Here is a 15760-nt window from a genome sequence, read left to right as displayed (position 1 = left end):
TTCGGTAGCAACGTGACCGATTCTCCGCCTGTTCCGAAACAGGTGGTCACGGCTTACCGAAATCGCCGGTCACGACTTAGCGAAAGCCTTCCCCTTCGTTGCGCATGACCTGATGCGCCGCCATCCTCGACCGATTTCGGGAGAGGAAGATGGCGGCGCCGCGAGTAGCCATGCGAAACATCAAAGAATGTCTGCGCCTCAAGTTTGAGGCCGGCTTGTCCCACGAGAAGATTGCCCGTGCCTTGCAGCTGTCCAAGGGCGTGGTTAGCAAGTACATCGCGGCGGCGCGGGTGGCCGGGCTGGACTGGCCGGCGCTGGTGGCCATGGACGAGGCCGCGCTGGCGGCCGCCTTGTTTGCACCGACGTCGACGAACAAGCCGCGCGGTGAGCGAGTGCTGCCCGATGTGCTGAGCATCCACCGCGAGTTGCGACGCAAGGGCGTGACCTTGCAGCTGCTGTGGGAGGAATATCTCGCCGCGCATGCGGGCCAGCCGACCTACCGCTACACCCAGTTCGTCGAGCACTACCGGCGCTACGCCCAGACGCTCAAACGTTCGATGCGTCAGCTGCACCGTGCGGGCGAGAAGCTATTCATCGACTATGCCGGGCCGACGCTGCCGGTGGTCGACCCGGCCACCGGCGAAGTGCGCCGGGCGCACATCTTCGTCGCCGCCCTGGGCGCCTCGAATTACACCTATGCCTGCGCGACGCCAGGCGAAACCCAGGTGGACTGGCTGACCTCGCTGGGCCAGGCTCTGACCTACTTTGGCGGCGTGCCGGAAATGGTTGTGCCGGACAATCCGCGCGCCCTGGTCGCCCAGCCGGATCGCTACGAGCCGGGCCTGAACCGGGCGGCGCTGGAGTGCGCCCGCCATTACGACACCGTGATGCTGCCGGCGCGGCCACGCAAACCCCAGGACAAGGCCAAGGCCGAGGTGGCGGTGCAGGTGGTCGAGCGCTGGATCATGGCGCGGCTTCGCCACCGGCAGTTCTTCAGCCTGCATGCGCTTAACCAGGCTATCGCCGAGCTGCTGGAGGATCTGAATCGGCGCCCGTTCAAGCGGCCCGATGGCTGCCGGCGCGACTGGTTCGAGCGCCTGGATCGTCCGGCCTTGCGACCGTTGCCGGTGCATCCCTACGAGGTCGCCACCTTCAAGCGCTGCAAGGTCAGCATCGACTACCACATCGAGGTCAATGGCAGCTTCTACAGCGTGCCCTCCGCCCTGGCCCGGCAGAACGTGGACGTGCGACTGACGGCACACACCCTGGAAGTGCTGCATGGCAACCGGCGGGTGGCCAGCCACCTGCTGCTGGGGCGACGCGGCGCTTACAGTACCCAGCGCGAGCACATGCCCGCGGCGCACCAGGCGCATCGCGAATGGACGCCACAACGCCTGCTCGACTGGGGCGCGCGGATCGGCCCCTACACGCGCCAACTGATCGATCACCAACTGACCCACAAGCCGCACCCGGAGATGGGCTACCGCGCCTGCCTCGGCCTGCTCTCGCTGGCCCGGCGCTATGGCAATGCACGCCTGGAAGCCGCTGCCGAACGTGCCGTACACCTGCGCGCCTTCACCGGGCGCAGCGTGCGCAACCTGCTCCAGCAAGGCCTGGATCAACAGCCGCTGCCCCAGCGTGCCGCCGAAACGACCTTACCCGGCGACCACGAGAACGTCCGTGGCGCCGACTACTACCAACCCCCGCAACAGGAGCTGTTCGATGATGCCGCAACACACCCTGAATCAACTGCACCAGCTACGCCTGGACGGCATGGCCCGCGCCCTGGAAGAGCAATGGACGCTGCCGGCCAGCCACAGCCTGAGTTTCGATGAGCGCCTCGGCCTGCTGCTCGACCGTGAACTGGCCTGGCGTGACAACCAGCGCCTGGTACGGCTGCGCAAGAAGGCCAAGCTCAAGTACGCCAACGCCTGCCTGGAAGATCTCGACCGCCGCTCCGGACGCGCCCTGGACGAGCGTCTGATCGCCACCCTGGCCAGTGGCGACTGGATCCGCCAGCAGCACAACCTGCTGCTGACCGGCCCGACCGGTGCCGGCAAAACCTGGCTGGCCTGCGCCCTGGGCAACCAGGCCTGCCGCCAGGGCTATAGCACCCTGTACCTGCGCACCCCGCGCCTGCTGGAACAACTGCGCATCGCTCATGGCGACGGCAGCTTCGGCCGTACCCTGCAACAGCTGGCAAAGGTCGACGTCCTGGTGCTGGACGACTGGGCGCTAGCCCCGCTGGAGGAAGGAGCCCGGCATGACCTGCTGGAGGTGATCGACGACCGCGCTGGCAGCCGCTCCACCATCCTGACGAGCCAACTGCCCATCGAGCACTGGCACGGCTGGATCAACGACCCGACCCTGGCCGATGCCATCCTCGACCGCCTGGTGCACAACGCCTACCGGCTGACGATGAAAGGCGAGTCGCTGCGCCGAAAAAAAGCCGAGGAACAAGCCGCATCGTGACCGATGCGATTACAATCCAGAACCCGCGCAACCGGGGTGGAAGCACCGGTCACGTATTAGCGAAACGCTCGGTCACGTTCACCGAAATCCGCACCATGAGAGGAGGAGGTGGGCCATTGCTTCTGGATAATCCATTCGCGAACGTGCAAACACGTGCATTGATCGATGCTCAGCGGATACTAACCCAAAGCCTGAAGATCCAGCTCATCTGCCTGACCGCCAATGCCGACCCGAACATCATTGAAGGTTTCCGCCGTGTGCTGAGGTTGCGCAAGGCCGGTATGCAGAAAAGCTCCCATCGCACTCACATTGAAATGGTTAAAGCCACATTTGTAGATGAGGTCGCCGAAGCATGAGCCAGCTGTTCTTCGGAAGACTGATGCTCAGCCCACAGAAACGACTCGACCTCAAGGTGCTGCGCTCGACCTGGCTTGACTGCTTTCCAGAGCAGCTTCACACATATGATCGAGACAGATTGCTACTTGATGCTCTTCGTCAAGGTGAGCAGGAAGGTCTTCTCAAGCTGCCGGCAAAGCAAAGCTATGAGCGGCTTGGAAATCCGCCTATGCCTACGTTCATCACACTGATTCGAGAGCCCAAAAAGGTAAGTGACTTTGATTTTGTAAAGGTGGCCTGGGCTCCTGAAATGGGGTTCTGGACTAGCCTTTCTGCGTCAGAGCTCGTAACCGCTCTCAAAATCAACGAGTGGATAATTCGACGCAGGGGCAAATACATGGTGGTTCCGCTGCGCGAACGGTCGTTGGAGATCTTTGACGACGAGAAATATCTGGATTCCAGGGTGCGGGATGGCGCTTTGTTTAGCGGACGGCTGCCGTTAAGCGTGATTGGTACCAGGCGCGTAGAGCACCCGTTGGCATATAGACCTGCTGATGCAGAAGGATTGCCAGTCCTCCTGGTGGAAAATCACCATACATTCTGGAGCCTAGGTGAGTGGAATGAATCAGCGAAGATGTATAGCGCTGTAGTTTATGGCAACGGAAAAACCATTTACGCATCTGGCCTAGCGTTGGTCGAGGTAATGCGGGAAAGAGGGGCGGTTACTGCTGAATACTTCGGGGATCTTGATCCAGAAGGTGTTGATATCCCCGTCCTGTTCAACCAGAGAAATACCCAGCAGGTCACCCCGTGCATCTCCCTATATGAACGCCTTTTAGCCATCGGGCGTCGCAGGGATGGGGTCTCAGCAACGGACTTTCACGTCGCCAGGGCTGAGAAATGGCTTCCAACTCTGAGTGGTGAGATAGCAGCACTATGGGGCAAAGGAAATTGGATTCCCCAAGAGGGGCTTGGCCTCGAGCAGCTTTTCAATTACGAGTTCTGATTGACGTTAGATCGCACAGCTTTATGCCGGCGGCGCCTAGAGTATGTTTCTTGTGCGTTGCAGGAGTCCTGACTTCTGCGACGACTCCTAGGCATCTCCATGCTGGGTATATCACAGTGACGCTTACAAGCGATAGCGTTCTGGAGCCAGGCCAGCCTTTCAATATTTTGATCGGCTTGCTCATGAGCGACACTCAGATATATCTCATCAATTCCGCCTAGTTCGAATCGCCGGCGCAGCCGCGAAAAACTGCGCCAGTTGCATCTAGCGATCGCGGCACCTCGAAGAAAAACACAAGCATGCTCGGGAAGGCGCTCGAAGCGAGTAAGGCACACAGGGAAGCGGCTTCGGCACAGGGACGAGAGGCTGATCTGCTTCGGCAGCTTGAGACAATGGGGGTCGAGCTTGAAGCCTTGCGCACTCCCCCAGAAAGCAATCATATTAAGGGCTAGCCTTCACTTGTGCTTGGTGGGGTGTCGATAAAATAATCTGGGATTCTGCAGGGCGCAACGGGAGAGGTGCAACGCCTTCTTCTATGGATATGCTCGCAATAAATTTCCGCTGCGGTGGGTTTTTATTAGCCCACCTGTAACCAAAAAATACCCTGACCAAATATTGACCGGTTTCAGACGAAAGAATTTTTCAGACCCGCCCTCACAAATTCTATTCTCGTAGCAACCACGACTTCGGGGGCATCTAGCACTGCCCAGATAACACCGCATACGACCGCGTCTTCTGGCGACCACTCCTTTCCTTCCTGGTACATCTCTACAAATTTGGTATTCCAAAGCAGGCTGCCGCTCATGCCTTTTGCATTGGGTAATGCGATAGGACTATCGTTAGGTTCTCTCTTCGCATGGCTTGGGTAGTGGATCGCGACATGCCTGACTGGATCAAAGGATTGATGAGTCGGGTTGCCACCCTGAAGAGCCTGAGTAAGAATTGGAAAAGATGACGTGTTCAGTTCTCCGAAGAGCGTATGCCTACGTTTGTTCTGGATAATCGGGTCGTGTCGTTCAAGCCTATACCCAGGTGAGCCAATCCAGAACAGGAGTTCACTTTCTACCGCAGAGTATTGGTCTGCAACTCGTTCTATTGGCAGTGCAGCCATGCCCGAATCGTCAGAAATCGGAGGTACGCGGACAGCAGCAGCATCCACTGGCCAGCGTGCTAGTTCCGGCGGTTCGGTAACTGCAATGTAGTCGCCATTGGAAGCGGGCAAGTGCCCGAGCAGGCTATTTTCCGATAGATCAGTGAACACATGGCTAGCGGTAACCAAGTAGGTTTTTCCTCTATTTTTCAGATACCCGCCGCTCCCCCAAGCTACTCCAGATCCGAATTCTTCCGACATACTGATTGGGGTGAAAAATTGTGCCGCATGCTCAACCATTTGTTTTTTAACATCGGCGTTGATGGATTCCCATTCTTCTTGAGTCACTCAAATTTCCTTTAAGAATTTTTATGTCGTGAAACTGGGAGCTGCTTGCCCTCGGCAGGGCTGGCAGTCTGATATCAGCGCTTGTTTGGAGGTGTCTGCCGATTGACGACTGGCTCTTCGGATCTTCGCTGATACTCCGTGGTGGGAGGCGGAGGAGGGGTCTTGTTTTCATTATTCTGTACTTTTTTGTCAGTCATGCAGTGAACTCTCTGATGGTTGTGAGTATCGCGAGTAGCATGAAAAAACCGGCACCCCAGACCAGCTCCTTGTAAGCCAAATCAAGTGGCTTGGATTTTGCGTCAATGGCGGTTTGGAGTTTTTCAAGGGTGTCAATGTAGCAGTTGTAGATGTGGAGCTTTTGCTGCTCAGAGTCAACCGCTAACAAATACTCGGCCGCACGACGGCTCGAGGGAAGGCTTGGACAGTCGCTGATGCGCAGGGCGCTGAATGCGTGCCCCCACGAGCAAGCCACGCAGATGGCGGTAGCAGCAAATGAAGTGAAGATCAGTACAGCGAAAGGGGATGTCACCTGAAAGAGGATGCCGTTTTTCAAGCCTGCTAAAGCGCTTACTGCTGCAATCACAATCGAAACGGCAGTCAGGAATTTTGCGCACTTGTTTTCAAAATGGTCGAAGCGGCCTTGTTCCTCTTTGAAGCGATCTTTCAGGTAGCTGATTGTCTCGTCCATGCCATTATCTGTCCGTTGAAGATTTATGAAAGCCGAATAGAGAATCGAGTAGGTCACTGTACAGGGATTGCTATGATCAAGCTTTAGTCAAGGAGCGGCGAATGAGCATTGAAATGTATCGAAGGCAAGTCAGCACGTGTCAGCAAAACATCGCAAAACTGCAAGCTGACAAGGGAAAACTCTCCTTTAAAGCCGCTGCGGCTTTGAAGAAAAAGCAAGACGCTTTGGCTGCCGCAGGCAGGTCGACTAGCTCTTCTACAATCAACATGAAGCTGCGAGAAGCGGATCGTTATGCCTCTGATAACAGCAGGGCCATGGTCGAAATGGCAAAGCTCGATAGCAAGATTGCCGATGAGCATAAGAAGCTTGTGGCCGCGCAGAGCAAGGTTGGCCAAGAGGAGACTCGCGAACAGAAGAAGCAGGACGCGGCTAAGAAAAAGCGCGATGCCGATCTCAAGAAGCAGCAGGCCGACCATAACCGTACAGAGCAGGCCAGAGAGCGCCGTATGCGTGAGATGGGTGCAGGCCTGGCTAGGCATGAAGATTTGCACGCAGACACGGCCTTGCAGATTCAGTTACTGAAAGCATTACCTGAACAGATCACTGTACTTTTCATGGCTTCGGATCCAGGAACAAACAAGCTGGCTCTGGATGAGGAGGCACGATCGATCGGGGAAAAACTACGGGCTTCAGAGTATCGGGATGCTGTGAATTTTCAGACGCGCTGGGCGGTCAGGCCAATGGATATTCTTCAGGCTATAAACGAACTCCACCCCACCATTGTGCATTTCAGCGGCCATGGCACTTCGGCAGATGCATTGGTTCTTCAGGATGACCATGGTAAGCCAAAGCATGTTTCCAAGGAGGGGATCGTCAGCGCAATCGCCTTCGGCTCTGACAGCGTGAAACTTGTGTTTTTCAATACGTGTTTCTCTTTCAATCAAGCGCGTAGCAGCGTTGAAAAGATAGATGCTGCCATCGGTATGAATCGTGAAATCGGCGATGAAGCTGCTCGGGTATTCTCATCCCAGTTTTACTCCAGCATTGGCTTCGGCCACTCAATCCCGAAAGCATTTGCACAGGCCACATCTGCGCTGATGATGGAGGATCTCACTCAGTCCGATATTCCAGAGCTCTATCTGAAGGAGGGCCTTTCGGACGAAGATTTGACGCTTGTGCGTCCTTCGGCAAAGTCAAAAAAAATACCCTGACTTTAGGAGTGATAGTGAGCGATGGGTGATTACGTTCGTTGCGTGGCCGCGCCTTTGGTGCATGAAGGCGCGATCGAGCATGCAAGGACTTAGACCGGTATCGCATCTCTCTCAGGATTCCAAAGCCGCTCAACAGCCCAGAGCGGCTGACTCCCCTGAAATAGTCGTATAGCTTCGATATAGGCGTCGTAGGTCGCACGATCAAAGGTTGTCCAAGTTGTGCCCAGTTTCTTGGCGGTTTTGAGCTTACGACGATACTCCTCGAGATCGCATTCCTGATCTATAGACTCCGCTGAGTCCAGGGCCTTCAATAACACTGCATCGAGCGGTGGGTGCACACCTTTCGTGTGCGGATGATCATGATGTCCAGCGCAGACGATTTTCAGTTTCAAATACATGTTTACAAGCTTTTGAGCACGACCGTAGCTGCAGAATAACGGCTCTGTGGTATTAGGCCCGCCTTTCGGACGCTTTGTGTAAGTGAGGCCTTGGGACGCTGCCATGACAGCTTGGATCCGCTCATTCATAAATTCGTCCATCAGCTCAGGAGGGGGCAATTGACTCGCTGTGTTGATTGATCCCAAACCAGAACGCTCGATTAGATATCTCGCGACTGCGATGGTGTGCCCAGGCCCTTGCCGAGAATAGGCACGACCAGCTCCCCAAACGGCGACACGATGCCGGTGCTCATTAATGTCGTACATAATTAGTTCCCGTTTCTCAATCTGCTTCCGCAAGAAGCTTATCCACGTGTAAGGCTTTCAATGGGCTGGCCCCATATTCCAGTCAGAACGTCTATAAAAGTGTTGAATGCGTAGGGCTAATCCAAAACATTCTCTTCAATTGGTTGCGGTGGTAGTCCCCGGAGCGGGGCCTTCACTGAACGTGTAGTTGATGACCACGTCATTTCGGATCAAAACGTCGAGAGTTTTCTGAGTGCCCGTAGTCGTCACCTTCATGGTCACCACGTAGCTTTGAGCATGAGCTGAGCCATTGGTATAGGTGTATATCCACTTCTCGTCAGTCTCGCTCACGGCGCTCTTGGCGTACGGCTCGCCAAATAGCGACTTCAGTTCTGAAGTGGTGGTTTTGCCTTTGGTGATGCTCGTTACACTGGCTGACGGAAAGTCTCGTCCAGCGGTGTAGTGGGACGTAGCGCAACCGCCGAGTGTCAAACAAACTCCCAACATCGCAATTAGCTTTTTCATTTCTGTCCTTGATCGTAGAGAGATCCAAATCTAGCTGGCATCAAGGCCAAAAGCCATCAGCATGTTGATCACCTGCCCTGTGCTCGCCGGCAGGGTCATAGCACACCTTGGAACCCAAAGTGACCTGAAAAAAGATTCAGGCTTTCCAAGCCTACATTGCGGGACTAAATCAGCTTTCAAGCAAGTGGAAGTCTTTGCCACTCGTGGACGACCGAGCGAACACCAGCCCATTAGCTACTCTGTTCAGAAATTACGGCTCTGACAGCGATGCATGGGAATAAAAATGCGCTTTAAGGATGATCTTCTCTATTCGGTAGTGCTAGTCACTCTCGTTCTCATTTACGCGTCCACAGCCGGCAATGCGCTTTATTTAGGCTATTGGTATCTAGTAGGAGTGTCAGCGATAGCGTTGCTTCCAGGCTTGATTTCACGTGCGCCGGCTTTGTTTTTAACCGGTACGACAGCCGCCGTGTCCCTCACTCTTCTGATCTACATGTCAGTCATATCGAGCTTAGGGCGTGATGGAGGCCTCATGGGGCTAGGGCATTTGTTTTCCGTTCCGGGCATGTTCATAGGCACAAGTATCTCGGCTTGGTTGTTGAGATTTCGTTTGAATGCGAGCCTTGGGTGGATCATTGCAGGCGTAGCGTTTGTCGGCGCCGGGCTCGGTTTCATGATTGCTCAAGTTATCGTATGCAACACCGTCATGTTCTGTGACGAATTGTCGTATCGGTTTTACAGATAGCGGGCGTAATCTTTGGGGTTCATGGGCAAATCAGTCCGGCTGGAGCTAGGGAGGAGGTATAGGCGCTTCGCGAAGGAGCGATGTGCTTCGCCGATGCTGAGGCTCTAAGTCTAGGTTCAGCCCAATTGGTTGCATTCGGCGAAAGAACGAATGGTCGTACCTCAGCGAGGTAAGATCGAATTGGAAAGAAAGAGCAGATCGCTGGACTATCATCTAAACCTCTAAACAGTTCGTGTCCCGTTGAAATACTCACCCAATTTGGCCATCCCTTCCAATAAACGCCTTGCGGTGTCGGAGCTGCAGCACCCCAGCGCCAGGAGGCACCAAGATAAAAATGGATTTCATCATTGATATCTTGCTCAATACTTTGGCTTATCGAATTGGCGTCTTCGTGCTACGACTGCTGAGCAGCGGTCGTTTCAAAGGCGAAAGCGGTTTTGCTTGGGGCTGGGCGCTCGCCGTAGGTTCCTTGGTGATGTTCGCACCGTTCGCGGCTTTCATTGCATTGCTCTTCCTGACCAGTGAATGGTGAGGCGCTGAGCGCTTTGGGTTCCGCCAGGAGAACTGAGAGTGATACCTTCTGATCGTGGGCAGTCGTTGATGACGCACCGCTCGCGCTAGATAACAGTGCGTCTCACCGCCCGGCTATCCAGCCTTGACCGTCCACAACTGTTCTACCTTCGTCGTGTAACTCTGACTCATCAATTCTCGGCGCATCGCCCAACCAGGCTCAGTAGGCACACTGGCCACACGGAGAACCCCCTTTCCCCACCGGCTATTGATCTCATCCAGGACACCCATAGGATTTTCAGCCGGTACAGGCTGCACACCCACGAACCATCTTCGCAGTTTTGCCATTCTGTCATGCGCACATCCGGTCGCTCGCTGCTGCTCGTTACATCCTTCATGACTGCTCGATTGAATGCATCAGAGGCAATCTAGGCGCTTCAAGAAGGAATTCGCTGAGAAACCAATTATGTGTTGTCGCTCCGGGAGGGTTAGCCTCCATTGGCAGCTTTCGGCCAGAAGCGGACATAGGGAAATGACGTTGCTATTCTGCTACGTCAGTTCATCAGGACATACTGCAAATGGAAATTGCCCCGCATTTCATTATTCATGAAACCGATCATTGGATTATCAACCATCACCTCGCGAGCGCGCTTCCCGGCTACTTGATGTTGGGAACAAAAATGCAAACCGCGTCGTTGACTGATCTGCCATCAGATGCGCTTACAGAGTTGGGAGGGTTGCTCGCCAAGACTCAAAATATAATTGAGCAGCGACTCCGGCCCAAGCGGCTATATATCGGTCGCTTCGGTCATGAACCAGGTTTACCAATTCACTTCCATTTCATACCGGTCTTCCACTGGGTCGAAGACATGTTCTGGAGTGATGCTCGCTATCGGCTCCTTGAAAATTTCGCCCACGCTGAACACGGCCCTTCTTCAACTGACGGCGCAGAGCTGACCTTGTTCATATGGAGAGAGTTTGGGGAAAATACCACCCCACCAAAAATTCCAGGTCTCACGGTTGGCGGTGTGATTAAAGATCTACGTGGCGCCTTTCTGTAGAAGGATGAGTCTGATCATCCGCAAAATTGGACATCCGATACCGGTCGATTGCTGCACTTCGCCACAGGCAGCTCTCGGCCAGAAGCAGACATTCAAAGCAGCTACTAAACTGGGGGCGATCGAAGTCCACTAGGGTAGGAATGGATCAATGATCAACCAGATTGACATCGCAAGCTTCGGTAGCTTCTCCGGTCTAGAATGGAAAAAAGCAGTTAGGGATAGCGGGAATAACGTCAAGACCTTCCAGCGTTTAAATATCCTTTACGGACGCAACTATTCGGGTAAGACGACTCTTTCTCGTATTTTTCGTGCGCTGGAAACGCATAAACTCCCTATGAACTATGTCGATTCCTCCTTCACTGTTGCCGGCGATAAGGGCTCGGTCACCTGCTCGGGTCTACTGACTCACAAATACGATGTGAGAGTCTACAATCGCGATTTTGTGACTGATAACCTCAGCTTTTTGATCAATCAGGATGGGGGTGAGATCAAGACCTTTGCGATAGTCGGTGAAAAGAATAAGGAAATTGACGAAGCCATTGCTTCAATCGAGGCGAAGCTGGGAAGCATTGAGACTAAGACTGGCCTTCGCTTCGATCATGATGCAATTAGAAAAGAGCGCGATCGTACAAAGACCGAACACAGTACCGCCTTCACTGCACTGGAAAGCAAACTGCGTTCGCATGCGGCTGACAAGATCAAGAAGAACCTTCAATATGGCGTTCCGGTGTACAACATCGACTACATCAGACGAGACATTGCCGCCTCTAGGAAGGTTGAATTCGTCCCACTGACCCTTCAGCAGCAAGCTGGAAAGCTTGCACTGCTCAAGCAGGAAGCCTTGCCTGACATAACGGAAACGCTAGCTATAGTCCTCCAGTTTGATTCTATAAGAGGCCAAGTAGGGCCAATCCTATCCAAAGTCATTACGCCGACCAAGCCGATTCAGGAACTACTCAACGACAGTTTGTTGCAGTTGTGGGTTAAGCAAGGTATTGCCCACCACCGTGATAAACGCCAGGTCTGTGGCTTCTGCCAGCAGAGTTTGCCTCATGACATTTGGCAAAGGTTAGACGAGCATTTCAGCAAGGAGTCCGGAGATATTGAAATCGCTTTGGACAATGCCATCACTTCAGTCAGTGACGAGATTGTGGCAGTCGCTGGGTTTGTTTCGCTGAGAGGTGATCAGTTTTATACGGAGGAACGCTCCGATTTTGATACGAGCAGCAAGGCACTTACCGATGCATTGGGCGTCTACAAAAAAGATATGGAAACGCTCAAGGACTCACTGCAAACACGAAAGAGCAATTTGTTCCAAGCCACTGTACCTCTACCGGCGTTGCACGATCCAAAAGAAATTCAAAGGCATGTGGACGCCATCAATCATTTGATTGCCAAAAACAACGGAAAGACAAAAACTCTGGAACAGGACAAGGCTGCCGCCAGAGAAGCGCTTCGATTAGCTAACGTGTTTGCGTTTGCGGACGCTATTACCTTTGAAGCGGAATCTGCCCGTATAGCGACACTCAAGACCAGCGCCGATACTGCAGGCACGACGTATACGGATGCAGAAAAGGTAATTCGCGACGCCGAGACAGAAATCCAAAACCTGAGAGCCAAGCAGAAGGATGAGCGTAAAGGGGCCGGGCGAGTCAACTCACTGCTCAACAACTTCTTCGGACACGACGGCCTCAAGCTTGAGCCTCGGGACGGTGCTGACAAGGCAACTATCAAATTCGAGATCACACGAGACGGCAAGGCTGCGTACAACCTAAGCGAAGGTGAGTGCAGTCTGATTGCCTTTTGTTACTTCATTGCAAAGCTAGAAAATCCAGAAAGCAAGGATAAAGAATTAATAATATACATCGACGATCCTATTTCAAGCTTGGATAGCAACCATATATTTTTTATGTTTAGCCTGATTGAAAGCTTGATCGCTAAGCCAATAAAAAAAGTAGATGGATCAAATGGTTACCGCTATCAGCAGCTGTTTATTTCAACGCACAACTTGGATTTTCTGAAATACCTCAAACGTTTGTCAATTCCAACGAAGAAGATACCTGCAGGTGAAGGTAAAAATAAGAGCGTTTACGATCACGAGCACTTTCTGATTGAGCGCAACGGGGCGGCAAGTAATATTTTACTTATGCCGTCTTACCTCAAAGAATACATTACCGAGTTTCACTACCTATTTCACCAGATATACAAATGCAAAGACCAAGCTGCTGCAAAAATTAGCCACGAACCATTCTTTGGCTTCGGCAACAATCTGCGAAAATTCCTTGAGGCTTTTCTTTTCTTCAAGTACCCCTATCATGATGATAGGAACGACGCCTTTGAACGGATTAAAAAATTCTTTGGCGAAGATGAGGACACTGCTATTGCTCTTGTCAATCGACTTAATAACGAGTTTTCTCACTTGGAAGCTGTTCCGGACAGAAGCTTTAAGCCAGTGGAGATCCCGGAGATTGCCAAAGTGGCAAACTATGTCTTGGACAAAATATATGCATCTGATGCTGTTCAGTACAATGCCCTGTTGAAAAGCATTGGCGAACCCGAACGAGTAGTTTGATGTAAATACATTCCGGAGTTTCTGTCACCAAGGTGCACAGTATCTCTGGGATTTTAAGACTTACGCTGTGAATCGCTCCAAATTGTCCAGACTCTTCGAACGGCCGCTTATGGCCGACAGCTGCCGCTCACGAACGACGTCTCTGGGCCAAGAACAGCTTATTGATTATATTTTTGGGCACGCAGAATCAGGAAACCGGCAATGAAAATCAAAAAAATTCCAGCCCATGTAAAGATATCCGGCGTTTCCTGGAACAGTACATAACCCCAAAGGCAGGCGAAAACCAAGTAGGCATAATCGAAAGTCCCGATAAGTGCTGGAGGCGCAACTTGGTAGGCCTTGGCGGTAGCCGTATTGATGAAAATCAGGGCGCAGGCGTAACAGAAGATAAAAAGCATCTCCTGCCAACCAGGCGTCTGCCAAGGCGAGAGTAGAAATGCAGCACCAGCGACGGTGGACTCACTGACCATTAGCGATGCGATGCCTCCGATGACGGCGGCGAAAAGAAAAGCGATATTCAAGCCCAGAGCCAATACAAGTGGATGATCATTGCGACAATGACGGCGTGTCACAACCATCGCGATCGCATAGAAAACAGCCGCAATTACAGGTAGCAGGGTTGCAAGGACGAAAATGTCTGATCCCGGGCGTAACACCGTGGCGACACCCGTGAAGCCTATTCCTATCGCTACCCAACCCCGCAGTGATAACGGCTCACCTCCGTAAAAGGTGGAGAAAAGCGCTATGAAAAGGGGAGTTGTGTAGATCGCCACGGCAGCCACTGATAATGGGATCAACGGTAACGCTGAGTAGTACGTTACCCACATTAACAACAGCAGAATGCTCCTGATTGTCACCCAAAACATCGAGGCGGCTGAGTGTCGACCCGATCTGATGCCCCTGGCGAGCCAGACTCCAAGGGTGGGCACCGACAGGCAGGAGATGATGAGGAACAACTGCCAGAGTGGAAGTCTGGCGCTGAAATATTTGACCGCTGCATCGGCCAGAGAAAGGAGAAAGACAGCAGCGCTTATTAGCCATATGCCCTTGGGAACGCTGTCGGCGCTTGCACTGTACTTGCTCACGAACCGCACTCCTGTTCTGTCAGTGAACTGAGATCCTAACAGACGGTGGCGCATTCCTAGGGCAAATAACCAACACGTCAGACAGCAATGTTCAGTGCTGGCCGTTGTGACTATCGTCCCCACCAACTCAGGGCCTTAAGGGCCAACTGCGAACGCTGCTTTTGGCCGATTGCTGCCGGTCGGGAGAGGCAGAAAACGACCATGAGCGGCTCAGCGACAAAGTCTACAGAGCCACCCGTGGCAGTGCCATCATTGAGCAGTAACCCTCGACCTCAAGGCTGCTTGCGGAAGAACAAGGTGATCTGGCCGACCTCAATACCGAACTTGGTCATGAACGAGCGATTTATCAGGGTGTTCTTGTCCATCAGGTACATCCAGTCGTCCAGATCAACTTGGTACTCCTTGCCATCCACCGGAAGGTTCAGCACATATTTCCAGCGCAGTGTATTGCCAGCCACCTCACCAAGCGCCTCGCCCACTACATCGCCAGCGGTTCCGCGCCATTGACCAGGGCCAGCAGGGGTTAGCGTCCACACGCGTTTTTGCGTAGTACCGTCGCTGTAAGTGAACGACTCGTCGAGGATCAGTCTGCGGCCTTCGGAGTGGCCATTGATCACCACATGAAAACGCTTCGTGACCTCGCCTGAGCGCTTTTGAAACATACCCCACGCTTCGACCCGGCCCTCGAAGAATTCGCGCAACTCAAACTTGGGCGTCTCCTGGCTGTAGGTCTGCACACCCACTTGGCTGCAACCCGCAAGGCCAATACATATCAGCAGTATCCATTTCTTGAGCATGTGCGTTTCCTCGACGGTCTCGGGGCTTAAGCAGCCCAGTGGACTAGGGCTTGGTCGGATCTGCCGGACGCCAGATCAGTTTGCTGGTGTCATACCCTTGTTGCTGAGCAATCTTTAGCAGCTGTTCGCGGTTGACGTCGTTAATTTCAGAGGCGCGTGAAAGCACCCAGAGATATTCCCGGTTCGGGTGGCCGACCAGTGCGAACTGGTAAGCGGGGTCGTGGTAAAGCACCCAATACTCGCCTTTGGTTATTCCCGGCGCGATGCGGCTGAACCAGTTATCAAATTGCACCCAGAGCTTGTCTGTTTTGCCTGGCTGCTGAGATTCGGCAATTCCGCGTACCTCTTTCCATTCGCCATCCTGTTCCCTGCAACGATTGGTGACGTCAATGCGGCCATCATCACGCAGACCGTAATGCGCTTCTGACTGCTGGCAGTTGCGCTGGAAGAACATAGGCAACCTGGCCTGCTCGTACCAGGTGCCCTGGTATTTCTGCAGGTCGACTTGCATGGTGGAGGGAGGGGGCTCCTGGCGTGAGCCAGCGCACCCGGCGAGTGCCACACTCAGACAGGAAAGTAGAACGATCTTGCGTATCGACATAGAGACCTCCAGGTTGTCAGGAGAAACGCA

At 53.4% G+C, this 15760-nt stretch carries 15 protein-coding genes and 1 pseudogene; 8 read left to right on the top strand and 8 right to left on the bottom strand.

Features of this window, described 5'->3' with window-relative positions:
- Positions 1 to 149: 149 nt before the first annotated feature.
- Genes istA through ACYZUM_RS10535 form a run of 4 tightly spaced genes read left to right on the top strand, consistent with a single transcriptional unit; the run spans position 150 to position 3814 of the window.
- Positions 150 to 1835: an IS21 family transposase gene (gene istA, locus ACYZUM_RS10550; protein WP_473061204.1), complete on the top strand. Its 1686-nt coding sequence runs from the start codon at positions 150 to 152 to the stop codon at positions 1833 to 1835.
- Positions 1723 to 2472 (top strand): IS21-like element IS1474 family helper ATPase IstB, encoded by a 750-nt coding sequence (gene istB, locus ACYZUM_RS10545; protein WP_003460139.1) that lies wholly within the window; start codon positions 1723 to 1725, stop codon positions 2470 to 2472. Before istA ends, istB begins: the two co-directional genes overlap by 113 nt.
- Positions 2469 to 2828: a hypothetical protein gene (locus ACYZUM_RS10540; protein ID WP_473061328.1), complete on the top strand. Its 360-nt coding sequence runs from the start codon at positions 2469 to 2471 to the stop codon at positions 2826 to 2828. Before istB ends, ACYZUM_RS10540 begins: the two co-directional genes overlap by 4 nt.
- Positions 2825 to 3814 carry a hypothetical protein gene (locus ACYZUM_RS10535; protein WP_473061327.1) on the top strand — a complete coding sequence of 330 codons (990 nt, stop codon included), beginning with the start codon at positions 2825 to 2827 and terminating at the stop codon, positions 3812 to 3814. The genes ACYZUM_RS10540 and ACYZUM_RS10535 overlap by 4 nt, the downstream gene beginning before the upstream one ends.
- Before the next feature lie 625 nt (positions 3815 to 4439).
- On the opposite strand, the gene ACYZUM_RS10530 is transcribed toward ACYZUM_RS10535, so the two are convergent.
- On the bottom strand, positions 4440 to 5252 hold the full coding sequence (locus tag ACYZUM_RS10530; RefSeq protein WP_042559129.1) for a serine protease family protein: 813 nt from the start codon (positions 5250 to 5252) through the stop codon (positions 4440 to 4442).
- Positions 5253 to 5445: 193 nt separating this feature from the next.
- On the bottom strand, positions 5446 to 5940 hold the full coding sequence (locus ACYZUM_RS10525) for a hypothetical protein (protein ID WP_042559130.1): 495 nt from the start codon (positions 5938 to 5940) through the stop codon (positions 5446 to 5448).
- A gap of 101 nt (positions 5941 to 6041) precedes the next feature.
- Between ACYZUM_RS10525 and ACYZUM_RS10520 the strand changes: the two genes are divergently transcribed.
- Complete coding sequence (locus ACYZUM_RS10520; RefSeq protein ID WP_042559131.1) at positions 6042 to 7151, top strand: CHAT domain-containing protein; 1110 nt, start codon at positions 6042 to 6044, stop codon at positions 7149 to 7151.
- Positions 7152 to 7240: 89 nt separating this feature from the next.
- Here the strand turns inward: ACYZUM_RS10520 and ACYZUM_RS10515 are convergent, their stop codons facing one another.
- Complete coding sequence (locus ACYZUM_RS10515; RefSeq protein ID WP_042559132.1) at positions 7241 to 7855, bottom strand: hypothetical protein; 615 nt, start codon at positions 7853 to 7855, stop codon at positions 7241 to 7243.
- A 135-nt stretch (positions 7856 to 7990) separates the two neighbouring features.
- Complete coding sequence (locus ACYZUM_RS10510) at positions 7991 to 8359, bottom strand: hypothetical protein (RefSeq protein ID WP_042559133.1); 369 nt, start codon at positions 8357 to 8359, stop codon at positions 7991 to 7993.
- A gap of 1079 nt (positions 8360 to 9438) precedes the next feature.
- Here ACYZUM_RS10510 and ACYZUM_RS10505 point away from each other — a divergent pair.
- Positions 9439 to 9636, top strand: coding sequence for a hypothetical protein (locus ACYZUM_RS10505; RefSeq protein WP_042559135.1), 198 nt, complete (start codon positions 9439 to 9441; stop codon positions 9634 to 9636).
- Positions 9637 to 9749: 113 nt separating this feature from the next.
- On the opposite strand, the pseudogene ACYZUM_RS10500 reads toward ACYZUM_RS10505, so the two are convergent.
- Positions 9750 to 9941: pseudogene (locus tag ACYZUM_RS10500) on the bottom strand (DUF4113 domain-containing protein); the annotation flags it as partial.
- Between the two features lie 251 nt (positions 9942 to 10192).
- On the opposite strand from ACYZUM_RS10500, the gene ACYZUM_RS10495 reads away from it, so the two are divergent.
- Both ACYZUM_RS10495 and ACYZUM_RS10490 read left to right on the top strand, forming a co-directional pair.
- Positions 10193 to 10675 (top strand): HIT family protein, encoded by a 483-nt coding sequence (locus tag ACYZUM_RS10495; protein WP_042559136.1) that lies wholly within the window; start codon positions 10193 to 10195, stop codon positions 10673 to 10675.
- Positions 10676 to 10823: 148 nt separating this feature from the next.
- Positions 10824 to 13247: an AAA family ATPase gene (locus ACYZUM_RS10490; protein WP_042559137.1), complete on the top strand. Its 2424-nt coding sequence runs from the start codon at positions 10824 to 10826 to the stop codon at positions 13245 to 13247.
- A 158-nt stretch (positions 13248 to 13405) separates the two neighbouring features.
- Here the strand turns inward: ACYZUM_RS10490 and ACYZUM_RS10485 are convergent, their stop codons facing one another.
- The 3 genes from ACYZUM_RS10485 to ACYZUM_RS10475 form a co-directional block, all read right to left on the bottom strand.
- On the bottom strand, positions 13406 to 14332 hold the full coding sequence (locus ACYZUM_RS10485; protein ID WP_042559138.1) for a DMT family transporter: 927 nt from the start codon (positions 14330 to 14332) through the stop codon (positions 13406 to 13408).
- Between the two features lie 272 nt (positions 14333 to 14604).
- Positions 14605 to 15129: a DUF3833 domain-containing protein gene (locus ACYZUM_RS10480; protein WP_042559139.1), complete on the bottom strand. Its 525-nt coding sequence runs from the start codon at positions 15127 to 15129 to the stop codon at positions 14605 to 14607.
- 43 nt (positions 15130 to 15172) lie between these two features.
- Positions 15173 to 15730 carry a lipocalin family protein gene (locus ACYZUM_RS10475; protein ID WP_042559140.1) on the bottom strand — a complete coding sequence of 186 codons (558 nt, stop codon included), beginning with the start codon at positions 15728 to 15730 and terminating at the stop codon, positions 15173 to 15175.
- Positions 15731 to 15760 lie beyond the last annotated feature (30 nt).

Source organism: Pseudomonas sp. m6p, assembly GCF_055760375.1.
This window is presented reverse-complemented; position numbering and strand designations above follow the sequence as displayed.